Source organism: Leuconostoc citreum (assembly GCF_007954785.1).
GTDB lineage: Bacteria > Bacillota > Bacilli > Lactobacillales > Lactobacillaceae > Leuconostoc > Leuconostoc citreum.
Window position 1 is genome coordinate 267,987 of sequence record NZ_CP042410.1, and the last position, 21,858, is coordinate 289,844.

The following is a 21,858-nucleotide window of genomic DNA, read 5'->3' on the forward strand; positions in this document are numbered from 1 at the left end:
GATTGCAATTTTTCATAAAAAGAACTATAACTGAGATTTAAGAAAGGGGCCCATAAAATGGCAGATGAAAAATATCAAATGTTAGATCTTCCGATGAACGAGGTGTTTGATTGGAGTGAGGACAAAACCCCATTACGTGACGCTCTATGGAACCATTATATGAATACAAGTAATAAGGATACCTTATCAACGTTGAAGCATATGAATGCATTTAAAACAATGAGCGGGGATGAAATTAAAGTAGAAGCAGAAAAAGTTTTGCACTAAGCCAAAATAGCTTTTGCTAAATAAACGGTTAACATTGTTTGTCAAATGTTGGCCGTTTATTTTTGACGTTTTTTTAATTGTTGTTTTATTTTACTGGTTGACGAGCGGTACTTTTTTCTGTATACTTATATCTTGTTATGGCGCTATGGTCAAGTGGTTAAGACGTCGGCTTCTCAGGCCGAAATCGAGGGTTCGACTCCCTCTAGCGCTATTATATTGCAGAGCGGTGCATCTAGTTTGAAAAAACTTGATGTATCGTTTTTTGTTATGAAAAACGTTGCACTGTATTTCATACAAAATGGGAAATGTTTCAAATAGGCAAGTCAGCACTGTAATAGCCATAGAATCCGAAAAAAGTTTAAGAGTCAACTATGACAAGTACAGGGCCGAATTGTTAAAAGGGGCGGGGTGTTTAATTTTATTGTCTTTTAAAGCGAACTAACAGGCAAATTAAACACTTTAGAACATTGATGAATATGTAAATAGCAGCGCCTAAATCGGCTCTTAGAGTGTTTAGTAGCATTGAAATTTTAATGTATACTGTACTAAGTATAAAGTTATGAGTGGGGAAGTATTATGTTATTGAATATTATTTATTGGTTCGTTATTTGTCTGTTAATTGTAGTTGGTGCATTGTTAATTTATAAAAATTATAAGTATCGTAATGTGAGCCTAGCTTGGTGGGATTATCTGCTATATTTTTCTGTGTTTATCTTATGGATTGTAGTGAAGAAAAGTGTTGATATTACATACCTGGTTTCTTTAATTACTACACTAGCTGTTCTGTATTTGCTGTTAGCCACTCACAAAAAGAGTTAATAAAAAAGCCATGCCCTAGATTAAACATAGCGCGTGGTTTTTTATTTTATATATGGGGATGAATTACTTGTTTCAGAGTCAACAATAAATTTTGCAAAGTTGTCTAAGCTACCTTTAAATAATTTAACATTATCCAAAAAATAGAACGTAGGTGTTAGGTCAAAATTCTCTATTTCATTATTAACATCTAAAATATATATTCTTTTCTTTAGAGCAGTGGCAATACCAAATTCAATGTTGGATCCTTTACCACTAGGAAAGATGAACACGAGAAAGTCAGCTCGTTCAACACCTTGTAACTCTTCGTTAGCAATCTTATGCAACGCTTCAATGGAGTCCGCTCTTTTATTTAACGTCCAGTTGTAGGTGCGTAAAAATGATGAGTGTTCTAGCATATCAGATAAATTATTAATTAATTCTGCATGTCTAAAGGAACCAGCAATATAAAATTTTGTTTTCTTATTTTGAGACATACCATTCTCCTTGAACAATATTATATAAATTGAGAAGAGGCGACGACGCAACATTTAAATAATTTTAATAAGTATGGGGATGAAATACAATATCTAATATTAAAAATATGCAAGCATAAAAGGTCAAAAAAATGTTATCAAATATCAGCATACAACTCCAGTATTTTCCAGTATGAACTCCTATCATTTCCTAGCATGTCAATATCAACAAATACCCTACGTCAAAAGGGGTTTAATCGTTGCTATAAATGGCTACACAAGCCGTTACAAAGTTTGTCGCAGAGTGTAACCTTTTATTTTTCTCATGAGTTGAAAATTACTACAAAATACTGCATTCGTATACTTATTCCAAATAATTTGCCAAATTAGTGGGAAAATTCATATCGCTTAAAATAGTTGCAAAAGTGATAGATAAAAATTCATTTTGGTAATCCGAAAAAAGTTGTCTTAATTCTCTCGAGAGCTTCTTAAATGTCTTCTTTTGGACAACAACCTTAAGTGACAATAATTAGTTCAAATATACCCGCTTGGGAATTCAGCGCAGTAGGTTGAATTCCTAAGTGCAATTTAATTTGTTGCAGCGGTAGTATTGAACGTTTAGAGATATATCAGTGTATCTAAAAAATTTAATGTAGCAGCTCTTTAAAAAAGTGCTCATATAACACTATAATTGATAAAAAAAGAAAGCTGCTTGAAAATAATTGTGAGAAGTAGTAGAATTTAGTTGTTATAAAAAAGGAGAATATTATGCGTATTAATAAGGAATCACTTCAGAAAGCAATCAACCTGAGTCCAACTAAAAGAAGTCAGACCATGTCCATAGGCGAGATGAGTAAAAAAATAGAGGATGGCAGTATTTCTATTCCTATGTATCAGCGTGGATTAAGCTGGAACAATGATAAGGTTGTTGCATTATTTAATTATGAGCTTTTTGGGAAAGCGCCAGTGGCTCCAATTTCATTTAATGAAATTAATTTGAATAATGATGTCCCTCAGTTGTCATTCGTTACTCGTGAATTTATTCAAAATGTTGAAGAAAATAAAGGTAATCTTTCGGTAGTAGATGGGCAACAACGGTTAACTACAAATTATAAAGCTTATTCTAATGATGAGTCGTTTAGTAACATAGTATTAGATGTTATTAATTCAAAGTTCAAAGAGATTAAAGGGATAGCAAAAAAAGGCCAAATACCCGTAGGAATATTGCTTAACCGAGACCAAGCTAAATTATCACAATACGTCTTTAATAATTATTCACAGAATGAAGTTACAAGCCTTTACCCGCTGCTGGTTGATATTCGTGGTAAGTTACTTGGCTATAGCTATACAATACATATTGCAGACGATATGACTGAAAACGAGCAAATTGAATGGTTTGAAGTTTTAAACAATGCAGGTAGTCGCGTATCCATGATTGAATTAACACTATCTAAGCTGAGACTGCATGATTTTGATATGTATTCCGGTTTTATAACACCCTATCAAGATATCATAAAAGAGTATGGATTTGATGAACTGTTTAGCCCTTTTTCTTCAAATGTGTCATATCCGATTGCTAGTTTAAATCCTGCTTATGAAGTAAAGCAGAAGAACGGAAGACATAACTTAAATTACGCTCCCATTCCTTCTGATACGAAAGAACGAATGATTATTAGGCTAACAAAGCAAGAATTAGAAGATATTAGCGATCTAACACTACAGTCACTTCGAAAGACTCTGGAATTTATATTTGAGAATGAGTTACAAAAGTATATAGTAAGAATGCAACATATTATGTACTTAACTGGTTATTTTGTATTTAATGAAGCTGTTGAATATAAAAGGACAGAACTAATTGAATGGGTAAAAAATGTTTCCTTTGACAATCTTGTTAATGGAGAAAGACGTAATATTTTTAATAACTTAATCACTAATAATATATAGTACAATGACTTACAAAATACAAAAGGTATTTTATTTTTGACTAGATGTTTAAAGCTGCTTTAGTTTATAAAAATGATATATTTTGATAGGATTAATAAAAAATAAAAAACGCTCTGACAATTCAGTGCGTTTTTTAGTGTGTATTTTAAATTGGTGACGAAATAGAAAAAACAGAAAGTTGAATTTGGCGTTGTAGCTTTAGTTTATTCTATGAATGCTTCATGTAATATCAAAACTTTTTAACGTGAACGCTTGGCACGTATGTACGCACTATGTGAGTGCCTTTAATCGATTAGAGTTAGGTTTATAAGTTACCTCTATGTTTGACTTTCTCAATTTGAGATTTAATATCTTTTTCATTCATAATTTTTGTTTGTGATAGCTCTTGTTTTAGTTCATCTTTATTTTCTAAGTTTGATTGCATTTTTTGTAAAATCTGAAGTTGCTGAAGTTGTTCCAATGAGTAGGGAGCGTTTACCTTAGCGCCTCTAAAATAGTCAACAAAAAGTTTTATGTTAAAAGAACTTAGCCCCAATCCTATTAAACCTATCATCCACTTGGACAATTCAAAAGCGTCTTTGTCTGATAAAAATCTATTCGATAATTGAAAGATTATATAAAATATAAATGAAAAAAACCCTAATAGTAGTACCGATAAACTTAGTATGTTGAACAAACCGTACCAAAAATGATTGTATGGCTTATCTGCAAATTTATCTCGCTTCACTGAATTAATAAAGGCGTATATTAATAAAAATAAAAAGAAATATTCAAAAAAACTCAAGTAGGCTAAATAGTTTGAATGACTGCCATTTATGTTTTCCACTACTAAAATAGAAAAATAAATTATCATGCTTCCAATGCAAACTAACAGATTTGACATATCAAATCTGTTAGTGTTTTTTATTTTATTGAAAGTAACCTTTATTTTTTTATCATATTTTTTTATTTTATTGAAAATAGGCTTAATTTTTTCATCGTATTTTTTTGTTTTAAGTTGATAAATCAAAAGGGACAGTAATACTAATGGAATAATAAATTTATATAGTATAAGTAAAAAATTGACTAGGGGTTTTAAAGTAACTGATAACATAATAAATATGATAAGAGAAAAAAATTTAGTCGTTGCTAGCATAATAAATATGATGAGAGAAAAGACTTTAATTGTTGGAGGCAAAATAATATTAGGAAAGAAAATTAACAAACTAACAAAAAATAAAATTGCTAAAAAGAGTGTGACCATATTTTTTTTTATAAAATTAACAGTTTTTTTCATTTTTAATAAATTCCCTATATATTCTTAAAAACAGCATTATCAAGCGACATAGGTATACCGAAGTACGGCATGAAGTCGTATATCTTGCTGTCTCTGTTGTGTTCTCATCAAAGTAAAAGTCAGCCAGCATTTTAAATGCTTAAACATTGGTACGTATGTACACACTCTGTGAGAGCTTAGCTAGTAAATCTGTGTGTCAAATATTTAATGCTACTAAATACAGTAAACAGGGAAAATAAAAATGCCATTGATCCATTTACTGATATTTCATTTTTAGATATTGTTAAAGCAAAACTTATTTCAAAACCAGTTTTGTAGCCTGCATAGATTGCCAATAAAGTAAATGACAATGTGATAATCAACCAGAGCGTAGTTTTTTTCATGAATATATCCCCCAATAATGAATTTAACGTGGTTCTGCACGTATGTACGCACTTTTTGAGTGCTTTTTATTTAATCTATATCCATGGACTTGCTATAAAATATAATCCCGCTATTAAAAATGAACTACTTTGCCAAGTTAGCTTACCGTCTTTCTTTATATCTGGAATAACAGAAAGTATTATTAGAATACCAATAAATACAGAACCAATTTTGGTATAAAGACGATTACCCGTTATTATGGTTGCTGTTATTAATGCAATTAGCATAGACAAGCTGATTACTGTAATTAAAATTGTCCTTGCTTTTTGTTTCATGTTTCATCCCCAATTAATGCTTTTAACGTGATTCAGTGCACGTATATTGTCCTAGCTATCCATTGCTTTTATAGAGTTAGCATCAATTAATTCAATATAAATAGTCCAATTTATTGACTTCTGAGCAGGGATGAACAGCTGAGGTGTTCATACATTTATTTTCGATCCTCACGCAACATCTTCACAAATGCAAGGATAGATTTTTTATAGTCCTCAGATAATTCTTTTCCCTCAAAAGACATAACTAGTTCATCATCATCTAAATCCACATGTTTTTTGCCCTCTCGAATAGCAGTAGCAGAACCGCTGTGAACTGTTTTAAACGCGTTGTCAGTTTTGCCTTGTAGATAGTCTACCGTGGTATCCAAAGCCTCAGCAATAATTGAGAGCACAGCAAAAGATGGCACACGCTCATCGCGTTCATACTTAGCTATAGTGCCACGAGAAGATTTTATAGTTTCAGCAAGTTCACTTTGAGTGAGCTTCTTTTGCGTTCGTAATTCTTTTAATCGTGTAGCTGTTACGGACATATTGATACTCCTCATTAAGAATTCATAAACATCTTAACTAAAAATAAAAGTTAATTAAGAAATCCTAAAACCCGTTGTATACATTGGGAACAAAACGTATAGTTTAAGTATTGTTTGTATACAAAGGGTACACAAATGAAAATAAATGCTCCTTTGTATACAACACATATCATACCAAACAAACAATACCATTTAAAGGCAAGTAAGGGTATTTAAGCGCAAGCGTGAACCATTAGAATCCCAAGAAATAGGAGAGTACCATGACAGTATCAAACGCCTTATTTAACGAGACACAAATAGTCAAGGACACAAACAGTGCTTTTGGGGATGTTGAAGACACATTAGCACACTCACTGGTGAATAGTGCTAACTGTGAGAGAGCATTTTGATGTAAGCCTAAGAAGAGTTAAAAGCTGGAAAAGGACTGACTTATTACAGGTTATAAACATGACGAAGTTATGATCTATGATATTAATGCCATTGAACGTGAATGATTTAAAGTAACGCAATAGAAAGGACAGCAGAGCATAAGAAGGCAAAAAAGTACATCCCCGAGTGACTAAACTAAAGGATGAGCTTTGCTACAATGCCTGATACGTGGCTTTTGCTAAACACATTTCAATATGGAAGATAATAAGAAGATAGAATTACATATTACACTGACGCAAGCCAACTACATTAACTCATTATTTGATAGACCAATGTTTGCCATTGATTTAAACAAAAAAACGTTTCGACCTGTTAATGATGTTCGTTTTCACGATTGGTTACAAAACCTTGCGCGGGGGGAACAAGAATGATAGGCTTTAAGCTTCGTGTTTGAGAGACGGTGTTGAGTGATAGAAGCAGTTTTGATAAGTATTACTGACCAATCTTTTAGTGTCACAAGCAAAAATTAATCAATTTAGCGCGCTATTGAAAACATGGCGCGCTAAATTGATTAATTTCGTAAGCGTAATATTATGTCTGCGTTTTAATGCAATAATAAGACGGGTTATAATTAGGTTTTATGATAAATGAAATCGTAATTATAAGGCGGTTAAAAAAGCAATGAGCCCAAAAATAATACCAGGAAAGTTAGCGAGTGCAACTGGAATATCTCGCTGATCCTTATATAAAGCATAGACAACCCATAATAGGCAGTTAATGGCTGCAACTAAAGGTTGAATGGGGTTACCCTTGGATCCTGATAAGTTATCCATTATCTGAGGAATGTATGATACATACATCATGATGGCCATAGCGGTGGCCACCCAACTCAGATATCGGATAAATCGTTTCTTTTTCATAATAGCCTCCATGAGTCGAATGATACAACAACTTTTATATAAAATCAAGTGAAATATGTAACAAATAAATGATTAAAAAATAATTAAACACTGAAAAAAGCGATATTTACAGGGATAAAACTGTAAATATCGCTTTTTTAATTTGTTACAATATAAACTAATTGTTGACTACTTGTTCGAAACCATTCTTGATGGCATCATTTTGTGTTTCTGTAAAGATTAAATCATCCCCATTAGTTGTCCGAGAAACATAAACTTTGGGTTGATTATTTTGAATAACGAATAAATAAAGTGCACGATTAAATGTACCTTGCGCGCCAACGTTTCCAGCAGCTGCTGCGACAACTTTTATAGGCGCATCACCTGAACCGTCTGGTGACCAAGTTGGTGTCACGTTCATGTTATCAAACTTAATATGATTATTATATTTACCGCTTGTTAGTGCCTCTGGAAACTTAACACCATATAGATCTGGCGTTTTATTATCATAGGTACCATCAAATTTTTGGTTCATTTGTGATTGCCAGCTTTGCATGAAAGTTGATAGTTCTTTTTGCTTCTCTAAACGCCAACCTGCATTGACGTGACTATGATTTTCATCTTTACTATCTGCTGTATTAGGACCAGTGACGACAGATGTTGAAGAGCTGGCGGTAGATGGTAATATAATAGAATCAGCTTTTTTTTCAGGTGATGCCCTATGCGATTTTGTTACGGCATTCTGTGTTGCATGTGGCTTATTATTGTTGCCGTAAATGAGTAATGAACTCATAGCAATAATGATGACTATAATGGTACTTACAGCGATAATGATTTTCTTTTTAAATGACATGTTAACGCTCTCCCATAACAACGAAATTATATTTAAATTATATCATGAATGTTACTAAAACGTTACATTTTAATAAAATATAGTCGTGTCTTCTGACTGCATCAGTGTGAACAAACAAAGTGAGCAAATATACTGTCTCAATCATGATAGCATGTTAAACTAATTGTATATCAAGCAATCTTTCATAAAGGAGAACATCATCATGTCAATTGAAGAAAAATTTGATAGCGCTAAAGACAAGATCGTTGGTAAGGCTAAGGAGTTAGAAGGTAAGCTAACTGGTGATAAAGTACGTGAAGCCGAAGGTAAAGCTCAAGGCGTTGTAGGTAAAGCAAAAGATGCTGTCGCTGATGTGAAAGATGGCGTCAAAGAAGCTGTTAAAGATTACAAAGAAGACAGCAAAAAAGAAATTGATAAGTAAGCAGTAGCTAAAAAAGTAATGAAAAAGCGCGTTGTCAAAATTGGCAACGCGCTTTTTCATTTCATCTTAATCCAACAAAATGTTAGCATAGAAACTAAAGGAGATTAAGATGTATACGAAACGATTTGTGCAACTATTCGTTATTTTTCTTGTGACAATGTTTATTGCCACGTTTATTTTGCAACAATTAAACATACAGGGATATGTTTATCAAGCACTAACCTTGACGATAGTGGGGTATATTATTCTGACAATTCCACTGACCATTTTGACCATATTAAAGCAACGCAAAAAATTTAATAATTCGACGTCGAACCAGTCAAAAGACATGCTACAAAAGACATTAGAGACGTTGGAAAATGTGATGGTGCTATCAACCGTATCTGAAAGTAAAGCGCTAACAACCAGTGTGATTACTTTCAAGCAATCACGGAGTGAATCAAATGTTTTTTACCTTGTTACAGCCGGTGACACACAACGTGTAGCACAAATAAGAGCGACAGGACGGGCCGCGTTTACGACATGGTATCAAGCGAAGACAGGGCAGCGTATCAGTTCGAATCAAGTCACTGCCACAATTATTGACGACAGAGAGTTACAGCATACGTTAGATAAACACCCAGAAATTAAAGAATTATCAGATGATTTTAGTCATCAAGTGATTATTAAATTGCATGTGCATACTTTAATCATTGAGTCCTTTAGAGACCAGCCACGCGTGATGACTTTTGAAAATTGACTAGGTTGATGTAGAAATTACTTTGTGATAAAAAATAAAAACAACTTGTGAATAGCTTTTTATTTTGTTAATCGTTTGCTTTTATTTATATGGCTTATCTGGCTAATATAATTTGTGAATTGGTGTTATAAAAGTTAGTGAAAAAACTTTTATTTTGATATTAGAAGGACTATAATGAAATTGTTGTTAAGTAGTTATGCAATCTGTATTGAAAGAAAGGTCGAAAAACATGAGTTACCAAACAGTTAATCCGTTTACAGCTGAAGTTATTAAGACATTCGACAATCATGATGATGCCTATGTCGAAAATGCACTTGCCAAAGGCCATGCCTTATACAAAAAATGGCGTAATGATCCGGTTGAAAGTCGTGCAGCAGCCCTTAATAAGGTTGCAGATGTCATGGCAGAAAAAGCCGATGAGCTTGCTAAAATTTTGACACTTGAAATGGGTAAGCGCTTTTCTGAAGCACAAGGAGAAGTGGCAATTAGTATCGCTATTGCGCGATACTATGCAAAAAATGCAGCTGAATTCCTTAAGCCAAAAGAAATCGCATCAGCCATTGGGCCGGCACAAACAATTTCAAGACCAACTGGTGTACTACTAATGGTCGAACCTTGGAATTTCCCATACTATCAAATTATGCGTGTGTTTGCACCGAATTATATGGCAGGCAATCCTATGGTTCTCAAGCACGCTAGTAATACGCCAATGGCTGCGGATGCTTTTGAAAAACTCGTTCAGGAAGCCAACTTGCCAGAAGGCGCCTTTACCAACTTATTTATAGACTATGATCAAGTCAGTCAGATTATTGCCGATGAACGTGTTCAAGGCGTGGCACTCACAGGTTCTGAAAGAGCCGGCCAGCTAGTTGCTTCTGAAGCAGGAAAGAATATGAAGCAGAGTTCGCTTGAACTCGGTGGTAGCGATCCGTTCATTGTATTGGATGATGCAGATTTATCAGAAATTAAAAAAATTATTAGCGGTGCACGGCTATACAATGCGGGCCAAGTCTGCACATCTTCTAAGCGTTTCATTGTAACAGAAAAGAATTATGATGCTATTGTAGATATGCTAAAGACAGCCTTTTCAGAGGCTAAGTTAGGTGATCCGATGCTACCAGAAACAACATTAGCACCACTTAGCACGGTGAAAGCAAAAACAAATTTGACCAAGCAAGTCAAAGCAGCTGTTGAAGCTGGCGCAACCTTAGCATTTGGTGACGTTGAACAAAATCAGCCAGCAGCTTTGTTTGAACCAGTTATTTTAACTGATATTACAAAAGAAAATCCAGCATTTTACCAAGAGTTCTTTGGTCCTGTAGGACAGGTGTATAAAGTTCGCGATGAAGCGGAAGCTATTGCGCTAGCAAATGATTCACACTACGGTTTGAGCGGCGTTGTCTTTGGTGGCTCAGCAGAACATGCTGCCGAAGTTGCTTCACAAATTGAGACAGGTGTTGTCTTTGTGAATAGTTTTGGTGGCACATTACCTGAATTACCATTTGGTGGTGTAAAAAATTCCGGCTATGGTCGTGAGCTCGGTGACTTAGGCATTGACACCTTTGTCAACAAGGAAACAATTGTGACAAAACACGAACCAATTGATCTAGATGATGCCTTTGGCGGTTTTGTCTAATCGCTATCTAAAAGCAGTGTTATTATTAAAAGCCTAAGCGGTGACCTTATCTTGGTCGCCGTTTTTTGAGTTAAAATGTTACAATAATAGCATGATGACACGTGATGATAATGTGAATGTATTGCCTGGTGTTGGGCCAAAAAGGCTCGAGGCATTACATGAAATTGGTATTTTTACAATTGAAGATTTAGTCACTTATTTTCCTTTTCGCTATGAAGATTTAGGTGAGCGGGTGCCTTCTGAAACGTTAGATGGGGACAAAGTGACATTTAAAGGGATTGTTAGTACACCAGCTGTAATGACACGTTTTGGCAAAAAAACACAGACACGTTTTGGATTGTTAATTGCCCATGAAAATATTCGTGTCACTTTTTTTAATCAGCCTTGGATTACGCAAAACATCATTGTTGGTGAGGAAATTGCAGTTTACGGCACATATAACGCTGCAAAAGCTGCTATGACAGGCATAAAAATGATTAATGCTTCGGTCGATGGGCTAGATCCTATCTACCCAGCAACCAAGCAAATTGCTGCTAAAACAATTCGACATTTAATTGAAATCGCTTGGTCTGAAGTCAGGGGAACAATACCGACACTTGTGCCGGAAACTATCCGACAAAAGTATCGTTTATTGGATCGCAATACCCAGATTGAAAATATGCATTTTCCAGTCGACATGGCTGCAGCGAAAGCAGGTCGTCGCAGTGCCGCATTTGAAGAGTTTTTCATTTTTCAAATGCGACTACAGTTACTAAAATTAGCAGACCAAAACTTTGCCGGAGAAGGTATTGATTATGATGAGACGGCGCTAGTTAATTTTGAACAAGCTTTGCCATTCGAGTTGACAGCTGCACAGCAAAAAGTTATTCAGGAAATACTTCAAGATCAAAAAAGACCGCGACACATGAACAGACTCTTACAGGGAGATGTGGGTTCAGGGAAAACAGTTGTAGCTGCTATGGCCATGTACGCAGCGGTGACGGCTGGTTGTCAGGCGGCAATTATGGCACCAACAGAAATTTTAGCGCAGCAACATGCGATGAATTTAGCCCAATTATTTGATAATGCTGGTGTTAACGTACGTGTTGAACTGCTAACTAGTGGGCTAAAAGTAGCAGCTCGGCGTCATTTATTAGAAGATCTTGAAAACGGTGCAATTGACATTTTGGTTGGGACACATGCGTTACTACAACCAGATGTTGCCTTTCATCATCTCGGTTTAGCTGTTATTGATGAGCAACACCGGTTTGGGGTTAATCAACGCGCAAAATTACGTGAAAATGGGGTTAATCCTGATATTTTAGCCATGACGGCTACGCCTATTCCACGGACATTGTCTATTACAGCTTATGGGGAAATGGATATTTCAGTCATTGATCAATTGCCCAGTGGGCGAAAGACCATACAAACAAAACGATTGCGTCACAATCAGTTAGATACAGCACTGGACTTTGTTAAACAGCAAATTGACCTGGGTGCCCAAGCTTATATTGTCACACCGTTAATCGAGGAATCCGAATCGCTGGATGTACAAAACGCTACTGCTATGTATGAAGCGATGCAACTTGAATTACCTCAATATCAGATTGGTTTATTGCATGGTCGTTTATCGAATGATGAAAAAAAGCAGTTAATGGAAGATTTCAAAGCTAATCGCATTCAAATTCTGGTGGCAACGACAGTCATTGAGGTAGGTGTTGATGTACCTAATGCTAGTGTGATGCTAATTTTGGATGCGGATCGTTTTGGCTTGGCGCAGTTGCATCAGTTGAGAGGGCGTGTCGGGCGTGGTAAGCGACAGTCATACACAATTCTCGTAGCTGATCCTAAAACTGATTATGGGACTGCACGTTTGGATGCTATGGTTGAAACAACCGATGGGTTTGTTTTAGCGCAACGGGATTTGGCCTTGCGAGGTGCTGGCGATATTTTAGGCACGAAACAATCGGGTGTGCCAGAATTTAATGTTGGAGACCCAGTAAAAGACTTGCGAATGTTAGAGATTGCCCAACAAGAAGCCATCGCTATCGTGAGTGATAAAACATGGGATCAAGCGCCAGCAAATCAAGCGTTGGTTAATTATTTATCTCGGACAATGGCGCAGTATCGACACTTTGATTAAACATACAAACAATTGAAATGAATTGAGGAGATAACTTTTTTATGGGTAAAATAGCTGATACCCCAATGATGGTGCAATATCATGAGATCAAGGCACAATATCCAGATGCTTTTGTTTTTTATCGGTTAGGCGATTTTTATGAATTATTTGAAGAAGATGCTATTCAGGGTGCTAAAATACTTGAGCTCACTTTAACGGCACGGAATAAAAATTCTGAAAATCCAGTACCAATGGCGGGAATACCACATCATGCGGCCCAAAACTATATCGATATTTTAGTAGACCAGGGTTATAAGGTAGCTATTGTTGAACAAATGGAGGATCCAGCAGTTGCTAAGGGGATGGTCAAGCGTGATGTGGTTCAACTTGTCACACCGGGCACAAAGATGGCGGATGGTGCTGGCGGAGATAAACAAAACAATTACTTAGCCGCAGTATTACCAGCAAAAAATGTTTGGTCTATTGCCTATGTGGATTTGTCAACGGGTGAGTTACGTGCTACCACAACGGGACGATTTGAAGATGTCATGGATGAGTTAAGTTCATTAGAGGTTAAAGAAGTTGTTTTATCTAAAAACGATGTTGCAACAACCGAACAACAAATTGCGAGTCAGTTAGGTGAACGTGGGATTGTCATTTCAGCGCAAGGCACAGCAGAACCTAGTGCAACTGTTAGCTTTTTGACGCAAGCACTTAAAATAACTTCAGAAATTGAAGCAACGACAATCTTGCTGAATTATATTTTTGATACCCAGCGGCGCAGTCTGGATCATATTGTACCAGCCACAAGTTATGAACGGCTTAAATTTTTAAAGTTTAATCAAGATACACGCAGTAATCTGGATTTAGTTGAAAATATGCGTACCAAGAAAAAAGCAGGTTCGCTGCTTGGGCTCATTGATCGTACAAATACGGCAATGGGCGGGCGTTTACTTAAACAATGGTTGTTGAAACCACTACGTGAAAGTAGCGATATTGAAGCACGTTTAGACCTAGTACAGTCGTTTCAAAATGATTTTTTAACACGTGGGGCATTGCAAGACCACTTAAAATCGGTTTACGATTTGGAACGTTTGGCAGCGCGTGCCGCAATGGGCACTATGAATGCACGTGAACTTGTACAACTCAAGCGGTCATTACGGGCGATTCCTGGGATTAAATCTGTTTTATTACAAGCTGACACGACACTTTCCAATGCCGGGCAGCAATTAGATGACATGACAGATTTGGCTGATTTAATTGATGTGGCTATTGTTGATGAGCCACCCGTTAGTGTGCGTGAAGGCAATATCATAAATGACGGTTTTGATGAACGGATTGATGGCTATCGACAAGTTTTAAAAGATAACCAGCAGTGGTTAGCGCAATTAGAAATAGATGAACGTGCACAAACTGGTATTAACTCTTTAAAAGTAGGTTACAATAAGAACTTTGGTTATTATATTGAGGTGACCAAAGCAAATATTGGTCGTTTAGCCACTGACCGCTACCAACGTTTACAAACGTTAACTAATGCTGAACGTTTTGTAACACCAGCCCTTAAACAGCATGAAAGCCTGATTATTGAAGCTCAAGCGAAACGCACAGAGCGAGAGTATGAATTGTTTGTCACCGTGCGTGAGCATGTCAAATCTGATATATCTCGTATTCAAACACTTGCACAACATATTGCGCGATTAGATGTGTTATCGTCATTAGCAGATGTTGCTGATAATCAACGCTTTGTTAGACCAACATTTACAAATCAACATGTCATCAATATTATGCAGGGGCGTCACCCCGTTGTAGAGTCGATATTAGACGCAGGTGATTTCGTTGCCAACGATGTTATACTCGATGAATCAATTAATATGCAATTAATTACTGGTCCAAATATGGCTGGAAAATCAACTTACATGCGTGAATTGGCCTTAATTGTGATTTTAGCTCAAATGGGGAGCTTTGTTCCAGCAGATGTTGCCGAATTACCAATTTTTGATCAGATTTTTACGCGTATTGGGGCTAACGATGATATGGCCATGGGTCAGTCAACCTTTATGGTTGAAATGGCAGAAGCTAATGATGCGTTGCAGCAAGCAACAGCAAATTCACTTGTTTTATTTGATGAATTAGGCCGTGGTACAGCAACTTATGATGGTATGGCCTTGGCTCAAGCAATTATAGAGTTTTTAGATAAACATATTCACGCTAAAACATTATTTTCAACGCATTACCACGAACTAACAGTTTTAGCAGATAATCATACAAGCATTGAAAATGTTCATGTTGGTGCTGTCGAAGATGATGAAGGACAATTACATTTTCTCCATCAGATACAATCGGGTCCTGCCGACAAATCTTACGGTATTCACGTCGCAGCATTAGCAGGTCTACCAAAAGAGCTGATTGATAATGCAACAAGCATTTTGCACGATTTAGAGGCTGGCAAGATGATTGTGACGCAAACAAATGATCAAGTGGCATCAGCTGTGATACAACCAGATGCTCATTTATCCGAGCAAGTTGCTTTGTTTGATATGACTGTACCGGATGACAAAACACAAAAAATTCTGGATGCGCTAGACAATTATGATATTCTGAACATGACGCCAGTGGATGCGATAAATGCACTTAACCGTTTGAAAAAAATGAGAAGTTAGGAGAGATGCGTCGCGGCGCAAAATAGTTATGGGTAAAATACATGAACTATCAAATTTATTAGCTAACCAGATTGCTGCCGGAGAAGTCATTGAGCGACCGGCTAGTGTGGTAAAAGAATTAGTAGAAAATGCAATTGATGCTGGTGCCACACAAATTGACATCGTGGTTGAAAATGCAGGTGAAACATTTATTCGTGTTGTGGATAATGGTGCTGGGATAGACCCAGTCGATGTCCCACTCGCTTTTACGAGGCATGCAACCAGCAAAATTACAGACAGGCATGATCTCTTTAATATCGTCTCTTTAGGGTTCCGTGGTGAAGCACTACCTTCCATTGCCGCAATTGCTGACGTTGAATTGCGCACAAAAACAACTGAAACAACAACTGGCTTAAACTACCATATTAAAGGTGGAAAGGAAATTAGTGCTACGCCAGCTAATGGCCGTCGTGGGACGGTGATTACCGTGCGTGATTTATTTTATAACACACCTGCTCGTTTAAAATATCTTAAAAAACACCAAACAGAGTTATCAAAAATTGTCGATATTATTAATCGCTTGGCATTATCATACACAGGCATTGCTTTTACAGTAAGTGCTGATGGTCGCTCATTGCTAAGAACCACTGGCAATGGCAATCAACAACAGGTAATTGCTGGCATTTATGGCCGTGATAACGCACAAAAGATGCTAGCAATTGCCGGTGAAAATGACGATTTTAACATAACAGGATTTATTTCCCTACCAGAATTAACACGTGGTTCACGTGAATATTTGACGGTATTAGTTAATGGTCGATATATTAAAAATTTTGCTGTCTCAAACGCTGTCATTCGTGGATATGGCTCAAAGTTAATGGTTGGCCGCTTTCCTATGGGTGTTATTAACATTAATACGAATCCATTACTCATTGATGTCAATGTGCACCCACAGAAATCTGAAATTCGTTTATCAAAAGAAACCGAATTAGCCGAATTGTTAGTCACAACCATTAAAAATCGGTTAGCTGAGGAAAATCTTATTCCAGATGCGTATGAAACACTTTATGGGCAACAAAATAAACAACAGAATACACAAAACACTTTCACACCAAAGGCACCATGGATTGCAGCAGAAGATAGCATGGACGGTCACAATGCTGAAAAAATGTCTTCACAACCGATTAGACGCTCACCAAGTTTGGTGACACCGGTTGAAATCACGAAGCGTGAAGAACTGTCATCTGACCGTGTTCTGACATTTACACAAAAGTATACGAATGAGCTACCACAACCTGTTTTCGAAACTGATAACGTAGTCGAGCAACAGGTGACTGAACCAACAGTAACGTATCAATCTCAATATTCAGAAACTGGCAGTCATAGTGAAGAAACCTTGCCGTTGTCAGAACAAAAGCCAACAGGTTTCCCCGCCTTAGATTATATTGGCCAAATGCATGGTACGTTTTTGTTTGCTCAAAGTGAGGATAGTTTCTTTTTAATCGATCAACATGCAGCGCAAGAACGTGTCAATTACGAGTTTTATCGCGAGCAAATTGGTCAGGTCACCAATGATCAGCAACGTTTATTAGTACCGATTACAATTGATTATTCAGTTTCCGAGATGCTAGCTATTGCTGACCATCAGCCGGAACTGATGGCACTTGGTTTGCGCCTGGAACCTTTTGGTGCAACGACGATGATTATTCGTGAACATCCAACTTGGTTTGAAAAGGGCCAAGAGGAAGAAACTGTTCGTGAGATGACAGACTGGTTATTACGCGACGGCCAGCTAACGGTTGCGCAATTTCGAGAAAAAGCTGCTATCATGATGAGTTGTAAACGCGCAATTCGAGCAAATATGCATCTGTCTGACACAGCTGCACGACAACTACTAGCACACTTGAGTATGGCAGAAAATCCATATAATTGCCCACATGGACGGCCTGTGTTAACACAATTTACATTGACAGAAATGGAAAAAATGTTTAAACGTATTCAAGAGTCACACGAGAAATGGGAAAGTTACGATAATCATCCGTTTTAAATAATACTGTCAGTTTGAGATTGGCATTTAGGAGAGAACTATGAATAATAATGATATTGTTATCCGCTTACGTTATGCGCTGAATATCAAAAAAAGCGATTTGATAAAAGTTTTTGCTTTAGGAGGTATGACATTAGACGAAGCAAAAGTTAATGATATATTAACTAAACAAGAGCCTGATAGTAAGCGTGATGATAAGCTCACTATGCAGCAACTAGAAGGATTTATGAATGGTTTAATTATTTCACAGCGAGGCCAAAAAATTGGGGCTGATTTGCAACCCATTGCGCCGACTTTTGACATGGCTAAAGAAGAAGACATTAATAATGTAGTGATGAAAAAATTGAAAATTGCTATGTCTTATACAAGTGATGATTATATGGCCTTTATGGCGAAAGCAGGCATTGAAGTATCTAACTCAGAACTAAGTGCTGTCTTAAGACGGCCAGATCATCGTAATTATAAGCCAGCTGGTGACCGCTACTTGCGAAATATATTAAAGGGGATGGCCATGACCTACCGTCCTGATAACGGCAAATCATAAGCTATTTATTGTATAAATATTCACAATTGTGTAGAATAAGGGTAGTGAAGCTTGTTAAGGAGAATAAAATGACAGAACAGACTTTCATTATGGTAAAACCTGACGGTGTATTACGCGGTAAAATAGGTGATATTATTATGCGTATTGAAAACAAAGGTTACCGTATCGTTGCTATGAAAATGTTGACCCCAACAGCTGAGCTGTTAGCCCAACATTATGCTGAACATGTCAATAAACCTTTTTACCCTGCGCTTGTGGACTACATGACATCTGGTCCAGTTGTCGCAATCATTGCTGAAGGGGAACAAGTTGTTGCCGGGTGGCGTCATATGATGGGCGAAACAAATCCAACCTTGGCAAACCCTGGAACCATTCGTGGCGATTTTGGGCGTGAATGGCAAGCGGAAGCGATGATGAATTTAGTACATGGTTCGGATAGTGTCGCTTCGGCGCAACGCGAAATTAACCTTTGGTTTGCTTAAATATGTAGCTTGAAATAGACGAAAATGGGTCTAATTTCAAGCTTTTTTGTTGCATTCTCAGTGCTGATGGTAAAAGTTTGGTAAAATAAAGAATATAGACTCGGAGATTAGAAAATGATATTAAATAACATGACAATACTCGAGAACCAACCACTTGCACCTTTTGCACATACTCAGGTTGGTGGCGTAGTAGACTATTTAGCAATTCCTAAGACGTTAACAGAATTAAAAGAAGTACTGGACTGGGCAAAAAAAGCCCAACATCAAGTGTACATTTTTGGCCGCCTATCTAATCTCGTTGTGCGTAATGGTGGGCTGCGAGGCGTGGTTATCTTATTACATGAGCTGCATACTATTCAAGTCACTGACGATACGATTACTGCAGAAGCAGGCGCAGACCTCATACTAGTTGCTGAGGTAGCCATGGAACATGGTTTGACGGGCTTAGAGTGGGGTGCTGGTATTCCGGGATCCGTTGGTGGTGCCGTTTTTATGAATGCAGGCGCTTACGGCGGACAAGCGGATATGGTCGTTAGTTCAGCCACAGCTATCATGCCTAATGGCACAATTCAGACTTTTTTGGCAGAGGCGCTTGACTTTGGTTATCGTCAATCTATTTTCCAAGAGAATCAAGGGATTATTATTAGTGCTACTTTCTGCTTGACATCAGATGATCAACGCGCAATTAAAGAGCGAATGGATGACAACAATTATCGACGTGCCGATAAGCAACCATTGAATTACCCGTCCAATGGCTCGGTCTTTAAGCGACCGGAAGGATACTTCGCAGGCAAATTAATTATGGATTCCGGTTTGCAGGGTCAGCGTGTTGGTGGCGTTGAAGTCTCCAAAAAGCATGCTGGATTTATGGTGAATGTCGCGCAAGGGACTGGCAATGACTATGAAGATTTGATTCATTTTGTTCAAGACACTGTTCAGGAAAAGTATGGTGTCATGCTCGAAACCGAAGTACGTATCATGGGGGAAAGGTAAGCTATGGCCATACTTGAACTCATTGTTATTCTAATTGTCTCAGTGACCGTTTCAAACGTGATTTCTCATTTTGTACCAGACGTGCCTGTCAGTCTTTTTCAAATTGCGATTGGTCTGATATTGGCTTGGGTATTTGGTGTTTTTATTGCGGTTGACGCACATTGGTTCATGCTTTTATTTGTTGCTCCACTTCTGTACAATGATGCTTGGCGCTTTCCTAAACGAGAGCTGTGGGAGTTACGTGGTCCAATTTTAGGGAATGCCATTCTACTGGTACTATTAACCACACTAGTTGGTGGGTTCTTGATACATTTGTTAATACCACAATTTCCAAAATCAGTCGCTTTAGCACTTGCAGCTGTTGTGTCACCCACTGATCCTGTTGCCGTACAGGCAATTGCAAAACGTGTTAAACTGCCTGCAAATGTGATGCACATTGTGTCTGGAGAAAGTTTGATTAATGACGCTAGTGGCTTGGTTAGTTTTAATACGGCAATTAAGGCAACCGTTGCGGGGACATTCTTACTAACAGATGCCATAGGTAATTTTTTTTGGATGACAATTATTGGCCTAATCGTTGGTTTGGTTTTGGGAAACATTGTTAGTCTGTTACGAGATACTTTTGATCGTGTGGGCTTAACAGATGTGGTCTTTCATACCGTTATTATGTTGTTATCGCCATTCTTGATTTATTGGGCAGCTGAAGATATTTTTCACTCATCAGGTGTGATTGCCGTGGTGGCTGGGGGAATCATTACCAAAATTTTGAGTGATCAACAGATTGATGCGCGTAACCCTGAAATTTCGGTGACAGCAGTGCGCACTTGGGAAATATTTGTTTATTTACTGAATGGCGTTATTTTTGTATTATTAGGCATCGAATTACCGCAAGCAATTGATGTTGTGATTAAAAGTTCGCAAATACATACCGGACGTGCCATTTTTTACGGCATTGCCGTTTGGGTAATTATTTTTGTTATTCGAACACTTTGGGCGTATGGTAATCAAGTGATGTTGTACATTAAAAATGGCGAACATAAGCCAGATATGAAAACGTCGTTAACACTTGGTTTATCTGGTGTACGTGGGGCAGTAACCATGGCCGCTGTTATGACCATTCCAACGGTTGTAGCCGATGGTTCAGAATTTCCACAACGTAATCTTCTCGTATTTGTGGCGGCAGTTGTTGTTATTGTGAGTTTATTGGTTGCTACCATAATGTTGCCATTTGTGACCAAGGAACGGTCAGCCCATGATTTTACGCAACCAGAAATGTTAGATGCAGAAGTAGATAGTACCAGTGAGGCGCACAAAGCAGATTTATCTGAAGCACAAGCACGTATTTTTGCGATGCAGATTGGTATTCAGACGTTACGTGAATCCCAGCGAGATGATAATCGTGCGATAGTTTACGAATTGGTGACACGTAAGCAGGGCACGATTACACAAATCCGTCGCCAAATGCCAATGGCACAAACCAAAAAGCCACTAAGTGATGATTCAGAGTTGCGCCGTGTTGCACTCGATGCACAACGTGATCGCCTGCAACAGCTTTTAGTTAATGAGGAAATATCGCCGTTAACATTTTCATCTCAATCACGACGTTTAGAGCGCTTGGAAAATTTGATTGCTACTGATAAGACATACAGAATGTCAACGCAATGGGCATGGGAACTCATCAGGCGTGGACTACGTAGTATCCGGATATGGTTCTCTGATGAAACAACTGATAAGGTAAAAAAAGAAACCTCGTTAGCAATTCGAGAAACCTCTAAAGCAGCGATAAAAAAATTATCAGAGCATATGACGCGTTATAATGGTGATACGGTGTCTCATCGTATTGAACGGCAAAATGCATATAATCTAATTGTCGCTTATCGTTATCGGATTGAACATGATAAGCATCTTGATACACCACAACAACGCGAAATCGACGAAAAGCTACGCATGGAGTTGGAATTAAAAGCGCTTAATGTTCAGCGTGAGACAATTCAAAATCTTTATGAACAAGGTAGAATTACGCGACAAGTAGGCATTAACATCAGGCAATTTATTAATTTTGCGGAAACCGCTGCATTAGCTGGTAAAAATGAATCATAGGTGCTTAATATACCATAAGACTTGTTCATAAATTAGGAAAAGGAATTTA

20 protein-coding genes, 1 tRNA gene and 1 pseudogene are annotated in these 21,858 nt (G+C 37.4%); 15 read left to right on the plus strand and 7 right to left on the minus strand.

Going from position 1 to position 21,858, the window contains the following annotated elements:
* The first annotated feature begins 57 nt into the window (after positions 1-57).
* Together FGL72_RS01340 and FGL72_RS01345 are read left to right on the plus strand one after the other, a co-directional pair.
* Entirely contained in the window at positions 58-267 is a 210-nt protein-coding gene (locus FGL72_RS01340; protein WP_004904757.1) for a P8 family protein, read from the plus strand.
* A gap of 139 nt (positions 268-406) precedes the next feature.
* Positions 407-478 (plus strand) — tRNA-Glu (locus FGL72_RS01345).
* 649 nt (positions 479-1,127) lie between these two features.
* On the opposite strand, the gene FGL72_RS01355 is transcribed toward FGL72_RS01345, so the two are convergent.
* Positions 1,128-1,559 (minus strand): TIR domain-containing protein, encoded by a 432-nt coding sequence (locus tag FGL72_RS01355; protein ID WP_146992337.1) that lies wholly within the window; start codon positions 1,557-1,559, stop codon positions 1,128-1,130.
* 747 nt (positions 1,560-2,306) lie between these two features.
* Between FGL72_RS01355 and FGL72_RS01360 the strand changes: the two genes are divergently transcribed.
* Entirely contained in the window at positions 2,307-3,482 is a 1,176-nt protein-coding gene (locus FGL72_RS01360) for a DUF262 domain-containing protein (RefSeq protein WP_146992340.1), read from the plus strand.
* A gap of 304 nt (positions 3,483-3,786) precedes the next feature.
* On the opposite strand, the gene FGL72_RS01365 is transcribed toward FGL72_RS01360, so the two are convergent.
* The 4 genes from FGL72_RS01365 to FGL72_RS01380 form a co-directional block, all read right to left on the minus strand.
* Positions 3,787-4,758, minus strand: coding sequence for a hypothetical protein (locus FGL72_RS01365; RefSeq protein WP_146992342.1), 972 nt, complete (start codon positions 4,756-4,758; stop codon positions 3,787-3,789).
* Between the two features lie 176 nt (positions 4,759-4,934).
* Entirely contained in the window at positions 4,935-5,141 is a 207-nt protein-coding gene (locus tag FGL72_RS01370; protein ID WP_146992345.1) for a hypothetical protein, read from the minus strand.
* 75 nt (positions 5,142-5,216) lie between these two features.
* Positions 5,217-5,456 carry a hypothetical protein gene (locus tag FGL72_RS01375; protein WP_146992347.1) on the minus strand — a complete coding sequence of 80 codons (240 nt, stop codon included), beginning with the start codon at positions 5,454-5,456 and terminating at the stop codon, positions 5,217-5,219.
* A gap of 155 nt (positions 5,457-5,611) precedes the next feature.
* Complete coding sequence (locus FGL72_RS01380) at positions 5,612-5,986, minus strand: helix-turn-helix domain-containing protein (protein WP_146992349.1); 375 nt, start codon at positions 5,984-5,986, stop codon at positions 5,612-5,614.
* 260 nt (positions 5,987-6,246) lie between these two features.
* Here FGL72_RS01380 and FGL72_RS09930 point away from each other — a divergent pair.
* Both FGL72_RS09930 and FGL72_RS09695 read left to right on the plus strand, forming a co-directional pair.
* A pseudogene (locus FGL72_RS09930) lies at positions 6,247-6,480 on the plus strand (hypothetical protein).
* Positions 6,481-6,609: 129 nt separating this feature from the next.
* Entirely contained in the window at positions 6,610-6,786 is a 177-nt protein-coding gene (locus FGL72_RS09695; protein WP_186727981.1) for a hypothetical protein, read from the plus strand.
* A 228-nt stretch (positions 6,787-7,014) separates the two neighbouring features.
* Here the strand turns inward: FGL72_RS09695 and FGL72_RS01385 are convergent, their stop codons facing one another.
* Complete coding sequence (locus FGL72_RS01385; RefSeq protein ID WP_004903587.1) at positions 7,015-7,275, minus strand: SemiSWEET family transporter; 261 nt, start codon at positions 7,273-7,275, stop codon at positions 7,015-7,017.
* 157 nt (positions 7,276-7,432) lie between these two features.
* On the minus strand, positions 7,433-8,107 hold the full coding sequence (locus tag FGL72_RS01390) for a DUF4767 domain-containing protein (protein ID WP_004904747.1): 675 nt from the start codon (positions 8,105-8,107) through the stop codon (positions 7,433-7,435).
* A 202-nt stretch (positions 8,108-8,309) separates the two neighbouring features.
* On the opposite strand from FGL72_RS01390, the gene FGL72_RS01395 reads away from it, so the two are divergent.
* The 10 genes from FGL72_RS01395 to FGL72_RS01440 all read left to right on the plus strand — a co-directional run bounded on the left by FGL72_RS01395 (position 8,310) and on the right by FGL72_RS01440 (position 21,809).
* Positions 8,310-8,528 (plus strand): CsbD family protein, encoded by a 219-nt coding sequence (locus FGL72_RS01395; protein ID WP_004903582.1) that lies wholly within the window; start codon positions 8,310-8,312, stop codon positions 8,526-8,528.
* 109 nt (positions 8,529-8,637) lie between these two features.
* Positions 8,638-9,267, plus strand: a complete 630-nt coding sequence (locus tag FGL72_RS01400) for a pyridoxamine 5'-phosphate oxidase family protein (RefSeq protein ID WP_004909036.1) — start codon at positions 8,638-8,640, stop codon at positions 9,265-9,267.
* A gap of 229 nt (positions 9,268-9,496) precedes the next feature.
* Positions 9,497-10,903, plus strand: a complete 1,407-nt coding sequence (locus FGL72_RS01405) for an NAD-dependent succinate-semialdehyde dehydrogenase (RefSeq protein WP_099044661.1) — start codon at positions 9,497-9,499, stop codon at positions 10,901-10,903.
* 91 nt (positions 10,904-10,994) lie between these two features.
* Positions 10,995-13,025, plus strand: coding sequence for an ATP-dependent DNA helicase RecG (recG, locus tag FGL72_RS01410; protein ID WP_004904744.1), 2,031 nt, complete (start codon positions 10,995-10,997; stop codon positions 13,023-13,025).
* A gap of 41 nt (positions 13,026-13,066) precedes the next feature.
* On the plus strand, positions 13,067-15,664 hold the full coding sequence (mutS, locus tag FGL72_RS01415; protein WP_146992352.1) for a DNA mismatch repair protein MutS: 2,598 nt from the start codon (positions 13,067-13,069) through the stop codon (positions 15,662-15,664).
* A 28-nt stretch (positions 15,665-15,692) separates the two neighbouring features.
* Complete coding sequence (gene mutL / locus FGL72_RS01420; RefSeq protein ID WP_146992354.1) at positions 15,693-17,690, plus strand: DNA mismatch repair endonuclease MutL; 1,998 nt, start codon at positions 15,693-15,695, stop codon at positions 17,688-17,690.
* 40 nt (positions 17,691-17,730) lie between these two features.
* The gene (locus FGL72_RS01425) at positions 17,731-18,234 is read left to right on the plus strand and encodes a YehS family protein (protein WP_004904741.1); all 504 of its coding nucleotides are present in this window, start codon (positions 17,731-17,733) and stop codon (positions 18,232-18,234) included.
* Between the two features lie 68 nt (positions 18,235-18,302).
* A complete protein-coding gene (ndk, locus tag FGL72_RS01430) occupies positions 18,303-18,716 on the plus strand; it encodes a nucleoside-diphosphate kinase (RefSeq protein WP_004903564.1) in 414 nt (137 codons plus the stop codon).
* A gap of 114 nt (positions 18,717-18,830) precedes the next feature.
* Positions 18,831-19,709 carry a UDP-N-acetylmuramate dehydrogenase gene (gene murB / locus FGL72_RS01435; RefSeq protein WP_004903562.1) on the plus strand — a complete coding sequence of 293 codons (879 nt, stop codon included), beginning with the start codon at positions 18,831-18,833 and terminating at the stop codon, positions 19,707-19,709.
* Positions 19,710-19,712: 3 nt separating this feature from the next.
* A complete protein-coding gene (locus tag FGL72_RS01440) occupies positions 19,713-21,809 on the plus strand; it encodes a Na+/H+ antiporter (RefSeq protein WP_146992357.1) in 2,097 nt (698 codons plus the stop codon).
* Positions 21,810-21,858: the final 49 nt, after the last annotated feature.

Bases quoted from the DNA above. Each gene is read 5' to 3' on its own strand.
- recG (WP_004904744.1), top strand. From the start codon at position 10,995: ATGATGACACGTGATGATAATGTGAATGTATTGCCTGGTGTTGGGCCA.
- FGL72_RS01400 (WP_004909036.1), top strand. From the start codon at position 8,638: ATGTATACGAAACGATTTGTGCAACTATTCGTTATTTTTCTTGTGACA.
- FGL72_RS01405 (WP_099044661.1), top strand. From the start codon at position 9,497: ATGAGTTACCAAACAGTTAATCCGTTTACAGCTGAAGTTATTAAGACA.
- FGL72_RS01380 (WP_146992349.1), bottom strand. From the start codon at position 5,986: ATGTCCGTAACAGCTACACGATTAAAAGAATTACGAACGCAAAAGAAG.
- FGL72_RS01340 (WP_004904757.1), top strand. From the start codon at position 58: ATGGCAGATGAAAAATATCAAATGTTAGATCTTCCGATGAACGAGGTG.
- FGL72_RS01425 (WP_004904741.1), top strand. From the start codon at position 17,731: ATGAATAATAATGATATTGTTATCCGCTTACGTTATGCGCTGAATATC.
- FGL72_RS01440 (WP_146992357.1), top strand. From the start codon at position 19,713: ATGGCCATACTTGAACTCATTGTTATTCTAATTGTCTCAGTGACCGTT.
- FGL72_RS09695 (WP_186727981.1), top strand. From the start codon at position 6,610: ATGGAAGATAATAAGAAGATAGAATTACATATTACACTGACGCAAGCC.
- FGL72_RS01395 (WP_004903582.1), top strand. From the start codon at position 8,310: ATGTCAATTGAAGAAAAATTTGATAGCGCTAAAGACAAGATCGTTGGT.
- FGL72_RS01355 (WP_146992337.1), bottom strand. From the start codon at position 1,559: ATGTCTCAAAATAAGAAAACAAAATTTTATATTGCTGGTTCCTTTAGA.
- mutL (WP_146992354.1), top strand. From the start codon at position 15,693: ATGGGTAAAATACATGAACTATCAAATTTATTAGCTAACCAGATTGCT.
- FGL72_RS01385 (WP_004903587.1), bottom strand. From the start codon at position 7,275: ATGAAAAAGAAACGATTTATCCGATATCTGAGTTGGGTGGCCACCGCT.
- mutS (WP_146992352.1), top strand. From the start codon at position 13,067: ATGGGTAAAATAGCTGATACCCCAATGATGGTGCAATATCATGAGATC.
- FGL72_RS01370 (WP_146992345.1), bottom strand. From the start codon at position 5,141: ATGAAAAAAACTACGCTCTGGTTGATTATCACATTGTCATTTACTTTA.
- FGL72_RS01360 (WP_146992340.1), top strand. From the start codon at position 2,307: ATGCGTATTAATAAGGAATCACTTCAGAAAGCAATCAACCTGAGTCCA.
- FGL72_RS01390 (WP_004904747.1), bottom strand. From the start codon at position 8,107: ATGTCATTTAAAAAGAAAATCATTATCGCTGTAAGTACCATTATAGTC.
- FGL72_RS01375 (WP_146992347.1), bottom strand. From the start codon at position 5,456: ATGAAACAAAAAGCAAGGACAATTTTAATTACAGTAATCAGCTTGTCT.
- murB (WP_004903562.1), top strand. From the start codon at position 18,831: ATGATATTAAATAACATGACAATACTCGAGAACCAACCACTTGCACCT.
- ndk (WP_004903564.1), top strand. From the start codon at position 18,303: ATGACAGAACAGACTTTCATTATGGTAAAACCTGACGGTGTATTACGC.
- FGL72_RS01365 (WP_146992342.1), bottom strand. From the start codon at position 4,758: ATGAAAAAAACTGTTAATTTTATAAAAAAAAATATGGTCACACTCTTT.